The organism is Roseobacter sp. CCS2, assembly GCF_000169435.1.
In the GTDB taxonomy this organism is placed as follows: Bacteria; Pseudomonadota; Alphaproteobacteria; order Rhodobacterales; family Rhodobacteraceae; genus Yoonia.
This window is the reverse complement of sequence record NZ_AAYB01000005.1, coordinates 104,199-122,126: the sequence shown is the minus strand read 5'-3', so window position 1 is coordinate 122,126 and position 17,928 is coordinate 104,199. Positions and strand designations below refer to the sequence as shown.

The 17,928-nt window shown below is 54.5% G+C and carries 18 protein-coding genes; 10 read left to right on the top strand and 8 right to left on the bottom strand.

From position 1 onward, the window contains the following. Window positions 1-268: 268 nt before the first annotated feature. The 3 genes from RCCS2_RS14880 to RCCS2_RS14870 all read left to right on the top strand — a co-directional run bounded on the left by RCCS2_RS14880 (window position 269) and on the right by RCCS2_RS14870 (window position 2,629). Window positions 269-1,237 carry a porin gene (locus RCCS2_RS14880; protein ID WP_008235675.1) on the top strand — a complete coding sequence of 323 codons (969 nt, stop codon included), beginning with the start codon at window positions 269-271 and terminating at the stop codon, window positions 1,235-1,237. 97 nt (window positions 1,238-1,334) lie between these two features. Further along, a complete protein-coding gene (locus tag RCCS2_RS14875) occupies window positions 1,335-1,988 on the top strand; it encodes a YggS family pyridoxal phosphate-dependent enzyme (protein ID WP_037294280.1) in 654 nt (217 codons plus the stop codon). Beyond that, a complete protein-coding gene (locus RCCS2_RS14870) occupies window positions 1,985-2,629 on the top strand; it encodes an RluA family pseudouridine synthase (RefSeq protein WP_008235672.1) in 645 nt (214 codons plus the stop codon). The genes RCCS2_RS14875 and RCCS2_RS14870 overlap by 4 nt, the downstream gene beginning before the upstream one ends. On the opposite strand, the gene RCCS2_RS14865 is transcribed toward RCCS2_RS14870, so the two are convergent. The 3 genes from RCCS2_RS14865 to RCCS2_RS14855 all read right to left on the bottom strand — a co-directional run bounded on the left by RCCS2_RS14865 (window position 2,626) and on the right by RCCS2_RS14855 (window position 5,689). Continuing rightward, entirely contained in the window at window positions 2,626-3,222 is a 597-nt protein-coding gene (locus tag RCCS2_RS14865; RefSeq protein ID WP_008235669.1) for an alpha/beta hydrolase, read from the bottom strand. The genes RCCS2_RS14870 and RCCS2_RS14865 overlap by 4 nt on opposite strands. 1 nt (window position 3,223) lies before the next feature. Further along, the gene (locus RCCS2_RS14860; protein ID WP_008235668.1) at window positions 3,224-4,153 is read right to left on the bottom strand and encodes a VOC family protein; all 930 of its coding nucleotides are present in this window, start codon (window positions 4,151-4,153) and stop codon (window positions 3,224-3,226) included. A 96-nt stretch (window positions 4,154-4,249) separates the two neighbouring features. Next, the gene (locus tag RCCS2_RS14855) at window positions 4,250-5,689 is read right to left on the bottom strand and encodes an aldehyde dehydrogenase family protein (protein ID WP_037294279.1); all 1,440 of its coding nucleotides are present in this window, start codon (window positions 5,687-5,689) and stop codon (window positions 4,250-4,252) included. Between the two features lie 123 nt (window positions 5,690-5,812). Between RCCS2_RS14855 and RCCS2_RS14850 the strand changes: the two genes are divergently transcribed. Genes RCCS2_RS14850 through RCCS2_RS14840 form a run of 3 tightly spaced genes read left to right on the top strand, consistent with a single transcriptional unit; the run spans window position 5,813 to window position 8,047 of the window. Beyond that, window positions 5,813-6,466, top strand: a complete 654-nt coding sequence (locus RCCS2_RS14850; RefSeq protein ID WP_008235663.1) for a peroxiredoxin — start codon at window positions 5,813-5,815, stop codon at window positions 6,464-6,466. A 40-nt stretch (window positions 6,467-6,506) separates the two neighbouring features. Next, window positions 6,507-7,163, top strand: coding sequence for a hypothetical protein (locus RCCS2_RS14845; RefSeq protein ID WP_232204284.1), 657 nt, complete (start codon window positions 6,507-6,509; stop codon window positions 7,161-7,163). Beyond that, complete coding sequence (locus RCCS2_RS14840) at window positions 7,130-8,047, top strand: glycosyltransferase (RefSeq protein WP_008235660.1); 918 nt, start codon at window positions 7,130-7,132, stop codon at window positions 8,045-8,047. Before RCCS2_RS14845 ends, RCCS2_RS14840 begins: the two co-directional genes overlap by 34 nt. A 91-nt stretch (window positions 8,048-8,138) precedes the next feature. Here RCCS2_RS14840 and pnp read toward each other — a convergent pair whose 3' ends face one another. After that, window positions 8,139-10,271, bottom strand: a complete 2,133-nt coding sequence (gene pnp, locus RCCS2_RS14835) for a polyribonucleotide nucleotidyltransferase (protein ID WP_008235658.1) — start codon at window positions 10,269-10,271, stop codon at window positions 8,139-8,141. A 297-nt stretch (window positions 10,272-10,568) separates the two neighbouring features. Between pnp and RCCS2_RS14830 the strand changes: the two genes are divergently transcribed. The 3 genes from RCCS2_RS14830 (at window position 10,569) to RCCS2_RS14820 (ending at window position 13,603) form a co-directional block, all read left to right on the top strand. Then, window positions 10,569-10,847: a hypothetical protein gene (locus RCCS2_RS14830; RefSeq protein ID WP_156788572.1), complete on the top strand. Its 279-nt coding sequence runs from the start codon at window positions 10,569-10,571 to the stop codon at window positions 10,845-10,847. A gap of 98 nt (window positions 10,848-10,945) precedes the next feature. Beyond that, the gene (locus tag RCCS2_RS14825; RefSeq protein WP_037294277.1) at window positions 10,946-11,590 is read left to right on the top strand and encodes a 2OG-Fe(II) oxygenase; all 645 of its coding nucleotides are present in this window, start codon (window positions 10,946-10,948) and stop codon (window positions 11,588-11,590) included. Between the two features lie 225 nt (window positions 11,591-11,815). After that, entirely contained in the window at window positions 11,816-13,603 is a 1,788-nt protein-coding gene (locus RCCS2_RS14820; protein ID WP_037294276.1) for a phosphate ABC transporter substrate-binding/OmpA family protein, read from the top strand. A 207-nt stretch (window positions 13,604-13,810) separates the two neighbouring features. On the opposite strand, the gene rpsO is transcribed toward RCCS2_RS14820, so the two are convergent. The 4 genes from rpsO to truB form a co-directional block, all read right to left on the bottom strand. Next, window positions 13,811-14,080, bottom strand: a complete 270-nt coding sequence (gene rpsO / locus RCCS2_RS14815; RefSeq protein WP_008235647.1) for a 30S ribosomal protein S15 — start codon at window positions 14,078-14,080, stop codon at window positions 13,811-13,813. Window positions 14,081-14,217: 137 nt separating this feature from the next. Further along, window positions 14,218-15,057, bottom strand: a complete 840-nt coding sequence (locus RCCS2_RS14810; RefSeq protein ID WP_037294275.1) for a calcium-binding protein — start codon at window positions 15,055-15,057, stop codon at window positions 14,218-14,220. A 101-nt stretch (window positions 15,058-15,158) separates the two neighbouring features. Next, window positions 15,159-15,671, bottom strand: a complete 513-nt coding sequence (locus tag RCCS2_RS14805; RefSeq protein WP_008235645.1) for a DUF1643 domain-containing protein — start codon at window positions 15,669-15,671, stop codon at window positions 15,159-15,161. Then, window positions 15,672-16,577 carry a tRNA pseudouridine(55) synthase TruB gene (truB, locus tag RCCS2_RS14800; RefSeq protein WP_008235644.1) on the bottom strand — a complete coding sequence of 302 codons (906 nt, stop codon included), beginning with the start codon at window positions 16,575-16,577 and terminating at the stop codon, window positions 15,672-15,674. A gap of 129 nt (window positions 16,578-16,706) precedes the next feature. Between truB and RCCS2_RS14795 the strand changes: the two genes are divergently transcribed. Next, window positions 16,707-17,924, top strand: a complete 1,218-nt coding sequence (locus tag RCCS2_RS14795) for an MFS transporter (protein WP_008235643.1) — start codon at window positions 16,707-16,709, stop codon at window positions 17,922-17,924. Window positions 17,925-17,928 lie beyond the last annotated feature (4 nt).

The window sequence follows — 17,928 nt, the reverse complement described above, 5'->3', positions numbered from 1 at the left end:
AAAACAATCGTGTGGTTTTGCTGTTCATACAGTCTGCGGGGTCTGTTGTGCTTAACAACACGGCTTTTCTGCCACAAGACAATTTTCCCCTTGGGATACGAATACAGCGCCTGATACTGATGTGGCAAAGTTGCATCATAATTTAGTGCTGTGCAGTCTACCCGTCTGTGTAACTTGCAATCGGATAATAAGGGGCAGACAACATCCGCAATCAATTTGGGTGGATCCCAGTTGAGTAAAATGTAACTACCTACGAGGGAATTAAACCATGAAAAAAGTGCTTCTTGCTACGACTGCACTCGTCTTCACAGCAGGCTTCGCCGCTGCGGAAGGCCACGGCGCTTCAATCACAATCTCCGGTGAAGCTGTTGCCGGTCTGAAATATGTTGAAGATGCTGATGAAGAAACAACACAGTTTGTTGAGCTTGATTTTGGCGTTGCCGGCAAGACCACTACAGATGGTGGTCTGGAAGTTGGTGCGTCTTTCGATCTTGATATCGACACGGGTTCTTCAATCGAAGATGGTAACCTTGACTCTAAAGATGGCGCCTTGATCACTGACGAAGAATTCTACGTATCTGCTGGTGGCATTACAGTGACTATCGGTGAACCTGGTGCTGCTGACGACAATGTTGTTGGCACTCTGAGCGATGTTGGTTTTGACGGTATCGGCATTGACGATACTGCAGAAACATTCTTCGACAACAATAGCCAGAACATTCTTGTCAAAGGCGAGTTCGGTGCAATTACCGTTGCTGCCTCTGCCGACATGAGCGAAAACGGTGACGAAGCATCCGAAGACTATGGTGTTGCAGCAGGCTACGATGCCGGAACATTCTCAGTTGGCGTCAGCTTCACAAACGATGAAGTGGGTCCTTTGGGTAACTCCGATGTTGAGACATTTGCCATCGGTGGTTCTTTGACTGCTGGCGGTGCTGATATCGACCTGTTCTTCCACAATGCATCAAGCGATGACTTCGACGCCAATCCTGCCATCGACGCAGATTCGATCTCCGGCTACGGTGCATCTGTAGCATATCCAGTGGGTGCTTTGACCATCGTCGGGACAATCGGTGCGACCGACCTTGACGAAGACGAAGTCGACTTCGGTGTCGGTATTGAGTACGACCTCGGTGGCGGTGTGACGCTTGCCGGTGGTATCGGCCAGGTGGACAGCCCAATCCTCGACGACGACAGCAACACCGTTGCTGATATGGGTATCAAAGTTAAGTTCTAATTCACCTACGTGAATTAAGCTGAAAGAGCGGGCGTTTTCGTCCGCTCTTTTCTTTTGCGCATCCATGTTGCACATAAACGGTGAAAAGGAGGCGCTTATGTCCCTATCCGAAATCACCGCCCGCATGTCCAAGGCTGCCGAAAAAGCCGGTCGGTCAATGCATGAACTGTCTCTCATCGCGGTGTCCAAAGTACAGCCAGACGCACGTGTTAAAGCAGTGCTGGACGAAGGCCACCGCATCTTTGGCGAAAACAAAGTGCAAGAGGCAGCAGGCAAATGGCCTGAATTTCGTGAACACTATACCGGTATCAAGCTTCACCTGATTGGCCCCCTGCAAACTAACAAGACCAAGCAAGCCATGCAGCTGGCTGATGCCATCCATACGGTTGATCGCCCCAAACTGGCCAATACAATCGCACGTCATGCACAAGACCTTGGCTCTTGCCCGGATTTGTTTATTCAGGTGAATACCGGTGAAGAACAGCAAAAGGCCGGTGTTCTACCGGCTGAGGCCGATGCCTTTATTGCTGAGGTCCGCGCGCTTGATCTACCGCTAAAAGGGTTGATGTGTATTCCCCCCGTTGACGAAGAACCATCACTGCATTTCGCATTGCTGGCCAAAATCGCAGCGCGCAATGACCTGACCGACCTATCGATGGGCATGAGCAGCGACTTTGAAAGCGCCATTGCCTTGGGGGCCACACATATCCGCGTCGGATCTGCCATTTTTGGTGAGCGCGTTTACGGGTGAGCGACTACAACCCGCCGCAAGACCCGCTTGTCATCCTGCATGACGATCATCAGGTGCTTTTGGTCGATAAGCCCAGCGGTCTGCTGTCTGTGCCGGGTAAAGGCGAACATCTGGCCGATTGCCTGTTGGCACGCGTGCAAGCGGCCTTTCCGATGGCGCTGTTGGTGCATCGGTTGGACCGGGACACATCCGGCGTGATGATCTTTGCCCTGACCCCCCATGCCCAGCGCCACCTTGGGTTACAGTTCGAAAAACGACAGACCAAGAAAACCTATGTTGCGCGCGTCTGGGGCGAAATGACCGAAAAGACCGGGACAGTCGATCTGCCACTGATCGTAGACTGGCCAAACCGCCCCCGCCAAATGGTGGATCATGAAAACGGCAAGCAAGCCGTAACAGATTGGCGTGTGGTCCGCGCCAAGGATGGCGAAACGCGGGTGCGCCTGATGCCTCGCACCGGGCGGTCACATCAGTTGCGCGTGCATATGCTGGCACTTGGCCATCCGATTTTGGGCGACCCGTTTTATGCGGAAGGCAAGGCGCGGGACCACCCGCGCCTTATGCTGCATTCTGAGACTTTGCAGTTCCGGCATCCTGACGGCGGGCAAGGCATCCGGATTACAGCAAAATGTCCTTTCTAGGCTTTGACAAATGCCGCAATGGCATCAATCTCTGACTGTGCAATCTCGTGCCCACCCGGATGCCAATGCACCGATACATCTGCCCCTTGTGCTGACAGATAGTCAGCTAGTGATTGCGTCAGCGGCGCTGGACAAATTGGATCACGCTCTCCTGCGGTGATCAGGATGCGCCGCCCTGCCAATCCGGGTTGTGCATCAGGCGACCATGGGATCAGCGGGTGCATCAGGATCAGGTCATCAATCAGATCGGGCCGCTGCAGCGCGACCGCCGCCAGAATGTTCGCACCATTCGAATAGCCAAGGCCAATTGTCTTTGACTGTTCGCAAGAGTCTTTCTCAGTCTCTATGAACCCAGCCATGGCCGCTGTCCGCAAAGCCAAGTCTTTCATGTCATAGACACCTTCATCCGTCCGCCGGAAATACCGCAGCGCGCCGTGTTCTGACACATCCCCACGCGGCGACATCACATGCGCACCCGGCATTAGCTGTTCGGCAAAGCCATGAAACTGGGTTTCATCGCCGCCGGTTCCGTGGAAGGTCAGGAACAGCGGTTGACCCGCTGTTCCCTCCGTGCGTTTCGCAACATAAGCCATGTTAGTCACCTAGCGGCTGTAACAAGCCTTCCAGACGGGCACGCAAATGCTCGTGCTGGCTGGGCAGTTTCAGGGCCTCACCCAGATGTGCCGTGTCTTCATCACGATTAAAGCCGGGTTCGTTCGTCGCGACCTCAAACAGCACGCCGCCGGGTGTGCGGAAATAGATCGCATAGAAATAGTCGCGATCGATGACCGGGGTCACCTGATAGCCGGTATCTAGCAACGCCTCGCGCACCTCCAACTGACGCGCACGGTTTTCCACCGCAAACGCGATGTGGTGAACAGACCCCGCGCCTTGCGATGCATGGCCAGCCGTTGGCAGCTCTTCGATATCAATCGTATTCGCGTCATTGCCGCCGGGCACGATGAAGCGGGTCACGTTGTCTTGACGGTCCAGCTTTTCATAACCCATGAACTGCAACAGCTCACCACTGACGCCCGCATCCTTCAGCCGCATATCGGCAGAGTGGAAGCCACGGATGCCCATCGCCTCGCTCACGCCATTCCCGGTCCAAGGGGTTCGGTCATCGTCGCTTTCAACAAGGGCAAATTGGTCCCCATCAGGGCCATCAAACAACACACGCTTTTCGCCAAAGCGGGTATCTTGGCTGACGCCACTCACCTCAAACGTCGCAAACCGGTCCAGCCAAGCCTGTGCAGACCCTGTGGGAATGCTGAACGCTGTGCGCCCCACCTCGCCCACACCTTTTCCGCCGCGTCCCGCATTGGGGAAGGGAAAGTACGTCACGACGGTGCCGGGCGAACCGGCCTCATCACCGTAATAGAGGTGATAAACATCTGGCGCGTCGAAGTTGACGGTCTTTTTCACACGGCGCAGGCCAAGCACGTTTGTGAAGAAAGCATTGTTTTCACGGGCGTCACTGGCCAGCGAGGTAACGTGGTGTAGTCCTTTAATCTGCGTGATCATATCGCTCTCCTATTCCTTTGCAGGGATAGATAGCGGTTTCAGCGATGCACTAAAGGGCAACAAGCGCACTTATTTCGTGCGCCCATGCACATGACGCTACTCGGCACCCCAGCCAGAGATCGCTTTGACCTCAAGGAACTCCTCAATCCCCCAGACGCCACCTTCGCGGGCACGGCCCGACATTTTGACACCACCAAAGGGTGATCCGGCCCCGCGCCCTTTGCCATTCATCTCAACCATGCCGGAACGCAGCGCGCGGGCCATGCGGTTACGCTTGGCCCCGTCTTGGCTTTGAACATAATTAGTCAGGCCATAGGGCGTGTCGTTGGCGATCTTCACAGCGTCCGCTTCATCTTCAAACGGAATAATCGATAGGACAGGGCCAAAAATTTCTTGCTGCGCTATCGCCATATCATTCGTGACATCGGCAAAGACAGTTGGACGTACAAAAAACCCCTTGTTCATCCCCTCCGGCAAACCGGGTCCACCCGCGACCAGACGGGCACCTTCATTCATGCCGACCTCAATCATGTCCTGAATCTTGGTCCACTGCGTTTTGTTCACGACAGGGCCAATATGACGACCAGGCTCAGACGACGGGCCAACACCGACCTTGCTGGCAATCTCTGCCGCAGCCTCGACCGTTTCGTCATAAATAGAACGTTCAACAAGCATCCGGGTTGGCGCATTACAAGACTGACCCGAATTGTTCATGCAATGCAGCACACCGCGTTTGACCGCCTTTTCATCGGCATCCGCAAAGATCACATTGGCGCCCTTACCGCCCAATTCCAACGTTACCCGCTTAAGCGTTTCAGCGGCCGCCGCAGAAATCGCCTTTCCTGCGCGGGTCGAGCCGGTGAAGCTGATCATCGCCACATCTTCATGGCGGGACAACTGACTGCCGACACCTGCACCATCGCCGTTCACAAGGTTGAAAACACCGGCGGGCACGCCAGCATCATGCACAAACTCAGCGAATAATAGCGACGACAGTGGTGCCTCCTCAGACGGTTTCAGCACCATTGTGCAACCGGCCAGCAAGGCCGGGATCACCTTGAGCGTCACTTGGTTCATCGGCCAGTTCCACGGCGTGATCAGACCAACCACGCCAATCGGCTCTAGCGCGATGCGATCATCGGGGGCATGGGCCCCAAGTGGCCTGATCCATTCCATATGCTCCATGGCTTTCAAGGAATTTTTCAAATGCCATGGCAGACAAGGCGCCTGACTGCTGCGCGCCATATCAATCGGTGCACCCATTTCCATGCTGATCGCCTTGGCCATTTCATCGACCCGGGCTTCATATTGTTCAAGGATCCCACGAACATAGCCCGCACGCGTTTCAGGGTCGGTCGCGGCCCATGCGGGAAACGCGGCTGTTGCGGCAGCAACGGCGGCATCAGTGTCTGCCTGATCACCAAGGGAAATGACCGCGCATGCGTCTTCGGTCGAAGGATCAATCACATGATAATCATCCGCCTTAACAGGCGGCACCCATGTTCCGTTGATATAGAAATTGCGGCTCTCAATCATCGCGGTTCTCCCATGGTTTCGGTATTGTGTGGCATCGCAATTGATCTTCCGCAAGCGGATGTGGTGTTGACCTGTCATCATCCCTATATTGAAAGATGAACTCACACGATAAGGAGCACCAAAATGGGTCTGCGCATCAACGATACAATTCCTGATCTGACGGTCGAAACCGATCAGGGCACGATTTCACTGCACGACTGGATCGGTGACAGCTGGGCGATCCTGTTTTCGCACCCCAAGGATTTTACGCCGGTCTGCACGACCGAATTTGGTGCTGTCGCACAATTGGCCGATGAATGGGAAAAACGCGGCACCAAAGTGATTGGTATCAGTGTGGATGGGGTTGAGGACCACAAGAAATGGAAGGGCGATATTGAAACCTTTGCCGATGCCAAGGCCGGTTTCCCAATCATCGCAGATGAAGACCTCAAAGTCGCTAAAGCATTCGATATGTTGCCTGCCGATGCCTATCTGCCCGATGGGCGCACACCCGCAGACAGTGCGACGGTACGTGTCGTATTTATCATTGGACCCGACAAACAGTTGAAGCTGTCCATGACCTATCCGATGAACGTTGGCCGTAACTTTGCCGAAGTGCTGCGCGCGCTGGATGGTTTGCAGACTGCTGCCGGTCAAGGCGTTGCAATGCCAGCCAACTGGAACGTGGGCGATGATGTGATCATTCCCGCAACTGTTAGCGACGATGACGCGAAAGCAAAGTTCGGCGATTTCACAAAGGTGCTGCCATATCTACGCACGACGCAGTTGAAAGACTAAGGCAGGCATTAAACTGGGTATTTCGTTTCGGAGATTTTTGATGAAAGCACTTGGAAGCTACTTTAAACATATGCGCGACGGTGGCAGCAAAGACCGCGGAGGTGGTCTCGCAGTCAAAGCGAGTGATATCGTTCTCACGCTGCCCCAGCAAGAAGCGGAATTGCTGCGCAAGACTTACGGTTCTGGATCGTACATCCTCGAATATGGGTCCGGCGGGTCTACGCTGGAGGCGCTGAAGCTAGGCCGACATGTCACTGCGGTCGAAAGCGATCCGGACTGGGCAAAGGGATTGGACGACGCGCTCGGCAGCTTGGGATATCAAGGTCGTTACGAAATCATTCCTGTTGATATTGGTAAGGTTGGCAAGTGGGGAAAGCCACGGGACGGGTCCGGTTTTGAGAGCTATCACCGCTATGCACTTTCCGTCTGGGATCATCCATCTTTTGTAAACCCGGATGTCGTACTGATAGATGGTCGCTTCCGCGTCGCATGCTTTTGCGCGGTCGTTATGCGCACTGTTAAACCGGTTCGCGTCCTGATCGATGACTATCAGAGCCGCGACAGTTATCATGTGGTAGAACGCATTATCAAACCAACACAGATAGTCGGGAGGATGGCCGTTTTTGATGTACCGCCAGATCTGAACATTAGGGAGCATCTGACGTGGGCAATTGGAAGCTTCGTGGTCCCGGCGTGAGTGAACGGTCAGCACAATACATTTCGGTTATTATCCCGACCTACCGCGATTGGGATCGGCTGGCGCTTTGTCTTGATGCGCTTGCGCAGCAAGATCTCGACCAAAAAAAATTCGATGTGGTCGTTGCAAATAATGATCCTAACGATATTCCACCAAGCAGTCTCGTTCTTGCTGAAAATACACGGATCGTCAACGCACCGGAGCCGGGGTCATATGCGGCTCGAAATGCAGCACTGTACAGCGCGTCTGCACCCTTGCTCGCATTCACGGACGCAGACTGTATTCCCGAAACTGATTGGCTTTCAAGCGCCGTCAAATTTATGGAACAAAACAATGATGTCGGCGTTGCTGCCGGCAGGATAAAGCTGTTCTGGAAAGACGCGAGACCCACCACTGTTGAGCTTTGTGACAGCATTTTTTTCTTGCGTCAGGAAAACTATGCCGCCGCAGGTTACGCAGCGACAGCCAATGTGATTACGCGTCGCAGCATTTTTGATGCTGTTGGAACATTTAACGCAACGATGATGTCTGGCGGAGACAAGGAATGGACGATGCGTGTTGTCGCTGCTGGTCATAAATTGGTCTACGCGCCGCAAGTCGTCATCAACCACCCGGCTCGTCGTTCGTTCGCCGCGATGCAGAGGAAATCGCGACGGATCGCTGGGGGCGTTATTGCCAAAAAGCGCGCGGATGGAAAACGATTTGTGCTACCGCAGATTGATAGACTGATCCCTTCGGTACGCGTTGCGCGCAAGCTTGCCTATCAAGAGCAGCTTTACCTGTGGGATGGCATTCGGGTGTTCGCGTTATTCTACGCCCTACGAGTCACGATCTTGGGCGAACAAATTAGGCTGATGTTGCCCTGGACAAGGTACAAAACCTGAAGGTTTATTCCTACTTCATCAAAAAATGCACCCGGTGAAGACCGCCGGATGCACTTGTGTCGCTGATCTGATTTAGCGCAAGTAGTCAGACTTACTCAGCCGCGTCTTCTTTCTTGATCTCTTCGCCGGTTTCCTGATCAACCATCTTCATGGCCAAACGGACCTTACCACGATCATCAAAGCCCAGCAGTTTGACCCAAACTTCCTGACCTTCTTTCAGAACGTCAGAAGGATGGTTCAGACGCTTGTTTTCGATCTGGGATACATGAACCAGACCGTCGCGCTTACCAAAGAAGTTCACGAAGGCGCCGAAATCTACAAGCTTCACGACCTTACCTTTGTAGATCACACCTTCTTCGGGCTCTGCCACGATAGAATGGATCATGTCGTAGGCTTTCTTGATCGCCTCGGCATCGTTGGACGCCAGCTTGATGATACCTTCGTCGTTGATATCAACCTTGGCACCGGATGTTTCCACGATCTCACGGATGACCTTACCACCGGACCCGATCACTTCACGGATCTTGTCGGTTGGGATCTGCATGGTTTCGATCTTTGGTGCGTGCACAGAGAATTCCTGCGCGCCGGTCAGGGCTTTGCCCATTTCACCAAGGATGTGCAGACGGCCAGCTTTCGCCTGGGCCAAAGCTTTGGACATGATCTCTGGCGTGATACCCGCGATCTTGATGTCCATCTGCAAGGATGTGATGCCGTTCTCAGTACCAGCCACCTTAAAGTCCATGTCGCCAAGGTGATCTTCGTCACCCAGGATGTCAGACAGAATAGCGTATTCGCCATCGTCTTCCATCACCAGACCCATGGCCACACCGGCAACCGGTGCTTTCAGCGGCACACCCGCGTCCATCATGGACAGCGAACCACCGCAAACAGACGCCATAGAGGACGAGCCGTTCGATTCAGTGATCTCTGACACCAGACGGATCGTGTACGGGAAATCGGTCGCGGCAGGCAGAACCGCCTGAAGTGCGCGCCATGCCAGCTTACCGTGACCAATCTCACGACGGCCCGGGCCGGATACGCGACCAACTTCACCAACCGAATAGGGTGGGAAGTTATAGTGCAGCATGAAGTTGGATTTATACATGCCGGTCAGCGCGTCGATCATCTGTTCGTCGTCGCCGGTGCCGAGTGTTGTGACAACCAAACCTTGGGTTTCGCCACGTGTGAACAAGGCAGACCCATGTGTCCGTGGCAGGATGCCAGTCTCGGATACAATCGGACGGATCGTATCAAGCGCACGGCCATCAATCCGCTTACCATTTTTCACGACATCGCCGCGCAGTACTTTGGATTCGAGGCCCTTCAAAGCCGCACCAAGGTTGCCGTCTTCCTGCTGCTCTTCGCTCAGAGCTTCAACAATCTCGGCCTTGGCCGCAGTCACAGCCGCAGTACGCTCTTGCTTATCCGTGATCGCATAGGCGGCGCGCATTTTGTCTTCACCAGCCGCTTTCACAGCAGCGGACAGGTCAGAGTAATCCTCTGGCTGGAAGTCAAACGGCTCTTTCGCGCAATCTTCGGCCAGATCAATTATCAGGTCGATGACCGGCTGGATCTGCTCGTGTGCGAATGTGACCGCACCCAACATCTCATCTTCTGTCAGCTCGTAAGCTTCGGATTCAACCATCATCACGGCGTCTTTGGTGCCGGCAACAACAAGGTCCAGACGCTGCTCTGGGTTCAGACGCAGGTTGTGCATGTCGTCGATTTCTGGGTTCAGGATGTATTCGCCATCTTCAAAACCAACGCGGCAGGCGGCAATCGGGCCACGGAACGGCGCGCCGGAAATGGTCAGCGCCGCTGAGGCCGCGATCATTGCAACCATATCGGGGTCATTGACCATGTCATGCGACAGCACAGTACACATCACCAGCACTTCGTTCTTGAAGCCGGGGACAAACAATGGGCGGATCGGACGGTCGATCAAACGGGATGTCAGCGTCTCTTTTTCAGTGGGACGCGCTTCGCGCTTGAAAAAGCCACCTGGCACTTTACCGGCGGCGTAATATTTTTCTTGGTAGTGGACGGTCAGCGGGAAAAAGTCCTGCCCCGGTTTTTGCTTACGGGCAAACGTGACGTTCGCCATAACGCTGGTTTCACCCAGTGTTGCGATGACCGAACCGTCTGCTTGGCGGGCAACCTTGCCCGTTTCCAGTGTCAGCGTTTCTTCGCCCCACTGAACTGATTTCTTCACTTCATTAAACATGATGTTTTCCTAGTTGGCCCATTTCGGGCCTTTTTGCGTAGGGGGCGTATTCCCCCTCATCCCGGTATCTTGCTATGGCGCTGGGATGCGGGCGCCTGCTTCTTCAAGATTTCCGGGGCTTAGCCTAGTTTTCGCGTTTTGGAAAGAGGGGCGGTTTTGACCGGTAGCGACCCTAACGAAGGCACAACCCCCGATAGCAGTGTCGCAGCGGCATCAATTTATCGTTGAAATAATGGTTAAAATTCGCTTATGCTAAAAACAATTCGGAACTTTCACATGGATATTGGGGACTTTGCCATGAAATATGTACCGCACGCAGCCGCCATTTCATTGATTGCAACGCAGTCTTTGGCAGGTGGTCTGGCCGATGCCATTGTCGAATCTCCTGCGCTTGAGCCAGAGGTTGTTGAGGCGCCGACAGGCAGCTCTGATTGGATTATTCCAGCTTTGATTATAGGTGTATTGGCTATCGCCGTTGTATCAAACGATGACGACGATGATGATGACGATGACGACACTCCGCCAACACCAGGGCCAGCTCCAGCACCGACGCCTCCACCACCACCTCCTCCATAGACAGCGGCTTTGCCATTTCTATTGCTTTGAATCTACGATGGCTGTTTTGATAACAGCAGCCGCGTAGATTTAATGTTGATGACTGAAAGGTGTCAGGTTTGTTTCAAAACGTCCTATGTCTGAACCCATTGGTTGCAGTGATTGACGATGTATTCGATGAAGATTTGGCGCAGCATGTCATTTCACTAGGTCAAGAGGCGCTGGTCCGCGCAACCGTTGTCGATAGCGCCGGCGGCGGAAAGCTGGATGAAAGCCGAACAAACGATTCCGGCACGATTGATCAGTGGTCTGACCCAAAACTTGCATCCCTTGTGACAACAATTTCAGATTTGGTGCGGCTTCCGCCCGAAAATTCGGAACCATCACAGCTTTTGCGATACGAAGGGGAACAAAAATTCGATCCCCACACCGATGCTTTTGACAACACCGTCGGCGGCCGGGATTTTATATCGCGTGGCGGTCAAAGGCTTTTTACAACGATCTGCTATCTCAATAACGTTGGCAAAGGTGGCGAGACGGAATTTCCCGCGCTCAAGATCAAGATTGCGCCCAAATTGGGCAGAGTACTGATCTTTGGAAATACCCGCCTTGGCACGGCGATGGAGCATCCACATTCCACACATGGTGGCCGACCTGTGAAAGACGGCGAAAAATACGCCCTGTCTATCTGGTGGCGGCAATTGGCGTACCATGTCCAGCGTGACTACCCTGCGGAAGAAGGCGATACGACAATTATCGCTTAGCGAAACACCTATAAGTTGCAATAGAAATGCTATTTTCGATCCAAGGTTTTTCTCCAGCCCTTTGTTTTCGCTATTAATTTTTCCAAACGAATACATTTGCCACAATATTGTCTTTTTTCCGATTTATTTCCTCATGTCGTTGTTGGGGGACATCATTTCTGACGCGTTTCGGCAAGTGCTGGCCCACCACACAAGTGAGTAGTCTAGTCGAGAGCGAGTTTAACAATGAGTAAAAATATCACGCCAATTGGCGGTCGTCGTGTCACCTTCCTTTCCATTGCAGCCCTATTGCTAGCAACCTCCGCACTCGCGGACGACGTGTTGCTGCGTTCTGGGGATGGTCAAATCAACCTGGAAGGTGAGTTAGTTTCCTTTGATAATGACGTGTACGTCATCAGGGTGCCCAACCTTGGTGATATGCGCGTTGCAGCAGACGGGGTTACATGCAGCGGGCCGGGTTGCCCTGCTGCCGCCTTTGAACTTGGCGGAGAAGTCATGCTGACCGCCAATGACGGTTCCGAAAGCTTTTCTGGTCAACTGGTTGGCCTTGCAGATGGCGTCTTCAGCGTCGAAAGCGAAGGGGTGATCCTGAACGCGAACGTCGATGACGTGACATGCACCGGCGCAGGATGTCCGCCGCTTGCTGTGCTTGCCAGCAGCACAACCGAAACCGAAAAGGTCGCGCCAATTCGGCTTGAGGCTGATCTGGTTATGGTTGGATCGGACAACGTCGGCGAAGATTTGATGCCTTTGGTGGTCGAGCCGTTTGCAGAAATTCTGAACGCGACGGTATCAGAACCCATCGAATTTCCCGATGACATAGCACAATTCATTTTCACGCCCATTGGCGGTGGTGATCCATTTGTGCTGGAAATCGAATCAAACGACACCGAGGATGGATTTGACCGATTGATTGAAGGCACTGCCGATATCGCCATGGCATCTGGACCACCTGACGCCGGCCGGGTTGCAGCGCTAGCCGCCCAAGGGCGCGGCAATCTGTTTGATCCACGACAAGAATACATCATCGGCGTCGACTCTGTTTTGATGACAATACACAACACCAATCCTATCAATGCCCTGTCGCGTCAGCAGCTGATTTCGATCTATAGCGATGAAACAACCAGTTGGTCACAGGTTGGCGGCCCAAACATGCAGATCATGCCTGGCGCACGTGATGGTGGCTCTGCGCGCAGGAATTTTGAAAACTGGGCCTTCGGTGCTGAACGCGACTTGTCACCAGGTACATCCGAATTGGATCGTGGCCGCGATATGCGGGAATTTGTCGAAACAAACCCCGGCGCCATCGGCTATTCGATCAGTGATAACATCGGTGACACCAAAGCGATTGACCTGATCCTTGATTGCGGCGTTGTGACAGAAGCAACACCATTCAAAAGCAAGGCCGAAGAATACCTGCTGGGTCGGCGTATCCGCCTGTACATCGACAACCAAAACCCCAAGCCTGAGGTCCGTCAGCTTGTGAATTTCATGATTTCACCTGCCGCCGATCCATATGTCGCTGAATCAGGGTATTTCAGCCTTGGCATTGTCGAAGATAATCGCGCGCTCGCGCGGCTGACTGACGCCGCTTTTATTGGCCAGCCACGCGAAATCGGGCGCGCGGTCCAAAACCAGATTGCGACTGAACTGCCCGGGGCAAACCGGTTGTCATTGACGTTCCGTTTCCCAACGGATGTGTTTGTGCTGGACAGCAAGGGGCAACGTGATCTGGACCGTTTGGTTGAATTCATGAGCCGCCCTGAAAACGCCAACCGTGAACTTATCTTCGTTGGTTTTGCGGATTCTGTCGGGCAATACGTCTACAACACACAGCTGTCGCGTGATCGCGCGCAGCAGGTGCTGCAGCAGGTTCGCAACCATCCGAATGCGGGGCCCTTGCGCAGCACACGTATGTCAACTGTCGGCCTCAGCGAAGCAGCGCCTGTTAGCTGCAACGATGACGCTTATGGCCGCTCGCGCAACCGCCGTGTCGAGGTTTGGGTGCGATAAGCATCCTACCGAAATTCAACCTGAAAAGGGGCGGCACCGACCGCCCCTTTTTTACACCTGACCCGATCGACGCTTTGATGTGGACAAAATGTTTGCAAGTCCCGCCTTTGTACAACCATGAAGCCATGCAAGGCCAAAGGCGCACCAAAAACAAAAACGCCCACCAAAAAGGCGGGCGTTTCCGTAATCTGTTTTGGGCAGTATCGCTTAGCGACGCAGGCCCAGACGCTTGATCAGGTCCTGATAGCGCGCTTCGTCTTTTGTTTTTGTATAGTCCAAAAGCTTGCGACGCAGGGCCACCATTTTCAGCAAACCACGGCGACCATGGTTGTCTTTCTTGTGGGTCTTGAAGTGCTCTGTCAGCGTCGCGATGCGGCTGGACAGGATAGCAACCTGTACTTCGGGCGAACCTGTATCGCCTTCTTTGGTCGCAAATTCCTTCATGATCCGTGTTTTTTCTTCGGCAGTAATCGACATCGGGGGCTCCTTTGTATCAAGGGTTAATGGCGCAATCCGGGATGTCGTCCAGAAAAGCCCGTGGAGGGTCCGTGCAGGGCCAACCCTGCGCAGATGCGGTGTAATAGAAGGATTCTGTGCGAAAGGAAAGGGTTTTGTTAGGCTGCAACCAAGGTGATCTGCGCTGTATCCAGATCAGAAAGATCAAGGAAAGTGGCAACCACCGCATCATCCGCCATCAGGACCATGCCTTCATCCGTTTCCGCTGTGCTGAGTATCGGTGGCGTGCCTTCATACGTGATCTCGATCACATCTTCTGCGGCGTCGAAATCTTCAACAATCAAGTCGTTGTCGGCCAATAGCGCAAATGTATCCGCCCCAGTGCCACCATGCAGATTATCACCCGCACCACCCATCAGGGTATCATCACCGGCCCCGCCGTTCAGATAATCCATGTCCGTGTCATCCCGGTCATAAAGGATGTCGTCGCCCGACCCACCGTGCAGTGTGTCCGCCCCGCTACCACCAACAAGCGCGTCATCGCCCAGTGATCCCAGCAGCGCATCATCGCCAGCACCGCCCATCAGAATATCATCGCCGCCGCCACCGTTCAGCGCATCATCACCCGCGCCACCGGCCAGCACATCATCGCCCACATGCCCGTTCAGTTCATCGTTCCCATCGCCAGCATCCAGCACATCGTCACCACGCCCGCCTTGCAGCGTGTCATCGCCCGCGCCGCTTGCCAGATGGTCATCGCCGTCCTCACCATCCAGATAATCATCGCCACCACCCGTCAGCACAATATCATCCAGATCACCGGAAAAAATCACGGTGTCTTCGTCGCTGGGGTCCATTACCTCATCAACCGGCTTTATATCGACGCTGGGATCATCATCCTCTGGCGCGTCGTCATTTGCAGGCACGTCGTCTTCATCCGTGTCCGCCATCGCCACGGCCGCCATAGCGACCCCCATCAATCCAAAAAGAGCGAGCATTTCGTTTACCTGCCACTAACCGAGTCGCCCCCGACCCCGTGAATGGATAACTAGCATAAATAGGGCTGAAATGGCCTGAAAACTGAATGATTGGTTAACGCTTACGACGGATCCCAGAGGATCGGCTGCTGCGTATAGCTGATGTAAAGCGGGTGTTTCGGATGCCCATGTTTGCTAAGGCCCAGTGCGTAAAGCGACCGACCCGTTCCCCGCAGCAAGGCTTCCGTCTGCGGACCACGATCAAGATGCGCGCCATGCGTGCCCCAAGCCGCAATAATTTGATCAGACCACGCCACCGCCAGAAGTATCATCGCATCATTCGCACGCCCCACAGGATCAGCCGCTTTGCGCATCTTGCGTGGATCAGTGTCGCGCCACGCAAAGATATTTGTCACCTGAAACGCCCCAAAGCCTAGCGCGCGGGCGCGCCGCTCACAGCGTTCGACCGTCGGGTCATTTTGGACCTCAGTCGCCTTTGAGGGGTTCAGCATCACAAAAAGCACGCGCTTGCCCGCCTCATCCCACGTCCGCGTCAGCGCATAGCGATAGCGTTCGCAATTGGAATAGACGGCGGTCGAAGGCGCATCATCCTTGATATGCGTCCGCGTAATCACCTAGGCGACAAATACACGGGATGGCTGCAACTCACCGCCGCGGTAGGTGCCAACAGCAATTGCCTTACCCTTAAACGAGGCCCAAACCTCTTCGCCAAATTCAACGTCGCTCGCGATAACCGATGCTGGATTACCGTTGCGCAGCTTGGCCACACTTTCAGCAAGGCACCTGACCTCTGGCAGATCGGACAAACCTACCTCCAACGGTTGAAGGTAGGCATCCAGTTCAAGCGTCTTTGCCATCGCATCAATCTGGTCCAGCGTCACACCTTCGGTAGCCTGAAACGGCCCTGACCAAATACGGCGCAGTGATTTGACGTGGGCCTTACAGCCCAGCGCATCACCAAGATCACGGGCGATAGACCGCACATAACCGCCCTTGCCACACGTCATTTCCAACACCACATGATCCTGATCCGGCCGATCAACCAAAACCAGTTCCTCAACCCATAACGGCCGGGCAGCCAGCGCCATTTCTTCGCCTTCGCGGGCTTTCTTATAGGCCCGCTCACCATCCACCTTTACGGCGGAAAATTGCGGCGGCACCTGCATGATGTCACCTACAAAGGCGCCAAGGGCCGCTTTGATCGCCGCATCATCAGGGCGCAGATCAGAGGTGGCAATCACCTCACCCTCGGCATCATCGGTATTTGTGGCCTGACCGAGACGGACAATAAAACTGTACGCCTTTAGTGCATCAGTGATGTACGGCACCGTCTTTGTCGCCTCACCCAAGGCCACGGCCAGCACGCCTGTTGCCTCTGGATCAAGCGTGCCTGCATGACCGGCCTTCTTGGCGTCCATCGCCCAGCGCACCTTATTCACAACAGCGGTCGAGGTGATACCGGCAGGTTTATCCACCACCAACCACCCCGAAATATCGCGGCCCTTGCGTTTGCGTGCCATATCATCGCCCTTTGTCAGAATGGGCGCTTGCTAGAGGGTCGGGTCGCGCGGGTCAATATGGACAAAGCGTTGCAGTTAAAGCAGGCTGAAGGGACAGCACCTTCTGCTGCGCAAACCCCAGGATAAAACATGGCAACGGCTCTGCTCGCGCGCAATCGCAATTTTCGGCTTCTGTTCAGTGCGGGCGCGCTTACAAACTTGGGTGATGGTCTGGTTATTCTGGCGCTGCCGTGGCTGGCCACGCTGATGACAGATAATGCGCTGATGATTGGTGCTGTTGCAGCAGCGGGGCGTTTGCCTTGGCTTTTGTTTGCAATCCCGGCTGGCGTTGTCATTGACCGGGTGGACCGGCGCAAGTTGATTGCCCGTGCCGACCTTTTACGGGCAGTGATTGCCTTTGCGATCATGTTGCTGGCCATGCAAGACCATGATCCCGGTGCTGTCTGGCTTCTGGCCGGGCTGGCCTTTCTGCTTGGCTGTGCAGAGGTGCTAAGGGACAACGCCGCCCAAACGATCCTGCCCTCCATTGTGGCATCCGAGGATCTGGAAAAAGCAAACGGCCAGCTTTGGAGCACCGAACAACTGACCGGGCAGTTCATTGGCCCACCTTTGGCAGGCGTGCTGATCGCATCCAGCATCGCACTGCCCTTTGGCATTCACGCCGCATTCCTGACGTTGGCCGCAGGGCTGGTTTGGCTGATCACATTGCAACCCACGATCAAGGTGCAGACCGGCTTTTGGCAAGCACTGAAGGAAGGGATCGCATTTATGCGCGGCGACGCATTGCTGTTAAGGCTGGCGATCGTGCTGGGCGTGGCAAATTTCATCGCAACCGCGACAATGACCGTTCAGGTGCTATTCGCCCAAGATGTGTTGAACCTGTCGCCCGCCGTCTATGGTCTGGTTTTGTCAGCTGCCGCGTTGGGTGCAATATCAGGCAGCTTGCTGGCCCCTTGGCTGACGCGGCTTTTTGGGATCCAGCTGTGCCTTTTCGCATCTGTCGCAGGCTGGGGCATTGGCTATGCAACCATCGGTTTGACCTCGCAAGGTATCGTCATGGGCTGCGCCCTTTACGGCGTGATGGCCGCAGCGATGCTATGGAACGTGATCACGGTGTCATGGCGTCAGCGCCGCATCCCGTCCGAGTTGCTGGGGCGTGTGAACAGCATCTACCGCTTCTTCGGCTGGGGTTCGATGCCGCTGGGGGCATTGGCGGGCGGTTTGCTCGTGTCCGTTCTGGAAGATGACCTTGGGCGCGAAATGGCAATCCGCGCACCGTTTCTTTTGGCCGGTCTGAGCTGTGCCGCGTTGCTGGTCTACGCGGTGTTCAAGCTGCGGTTGGATTAACGGG

Coding starts and splice junctions, on each gene's coding strand:
- RCCS2_RS14880 (WP_008235675.1), top strand. CDS start 269: ATGAAAAAAGTGCTTCTTGCTACGACTGCACTCGTCTTCACAGCAGGC.
- RCCS2_RS14875 (WP_037294280.1), top strand. CDS start 1,335: ATGTCCCTATCCGAAATCACCGCCCGCATGTCCAAGGCTGCCGAAAAA.
- RCCS2_RS14865 (WP_008235669.1), bottom strand. CDS start 3,222: ATGGCTTATGTTGCGAAACGCACGGAGGGAACAGCGGGTCAACCGCTG.
- RCCS2_RS14860 (WP_008235668.1), bottom strand. CDS start 4,153: ATGATCACGCAGATTAAAGGACTACACCACGTTACCTCGCTGGCCAGT.
- RCCS2_RS14855 (WP_037294279.1), bottom strand. CDS start 5,689: ATGATTGAGAGCCGCAATTTCTATATCAACGGAACATGGGTGCCGCCT.
- RCCS2_RS14850 (WP_008235663.1), top strand. CDS start 5,813: ATGGGTCTGCGCATCAACGATACAATTCCTGATCTGACGGTCGAAACC.
- RCCS2_RS14845 (WP_232204284.1), top strand. CDS start 6,507: ATGAAAGCACTTGGAAGCTACTTTAAACATATGCGCGACGGTGGCAGC.
- pnp (WP_008235658.1), bottom strand. CDS start 10,271: ATGTTTAATGAAGTGAAGAAATCAGTTCAGTGGGGCGAAGAAACGCTG.
- RCCS2_RS14830 (WP_156788572.1), top strand. CDS start 10,569: ATGAAATATGTACCGCACGCAGCCGCCATTTCATTGATTGCAACGCAG.
- RCCS2_RS14820 (WP_037294276.1), top strand. CDS start 11,816: ATGAGTAAAAATATCACGCCAATTGGCGGTCGTCGTGTCACCTTCCTT.
- rpsO (WP_008235647.1), bottom strand. CDS start 14,080: ATGTCGATTACTGCCGAAGAAAAAACACGGATCATGAAGGAATTTGCG.
- RCCS2_RS14810 (WP_037294275.1), bottom strand. CDS start 15,057: ATGCTCGCTCTTTTTGGATTGATGGGGGTCGCTATGGCGGCCGTGGCG.
- truB (WP_008235644.1), bottom strand. CDS start 16,577: ATGGCACGCAAACGCAAGGGCCGCGATATTTCGGGGTGGTTGGTGGTG.
- RCCS2_RS14795 (WP_008235643.1), top strand. CDS start 16,707: ATGGCAACGGCTCTGCTCGCGCGCAATCGCAATTTTCGGCTTCTGTTC.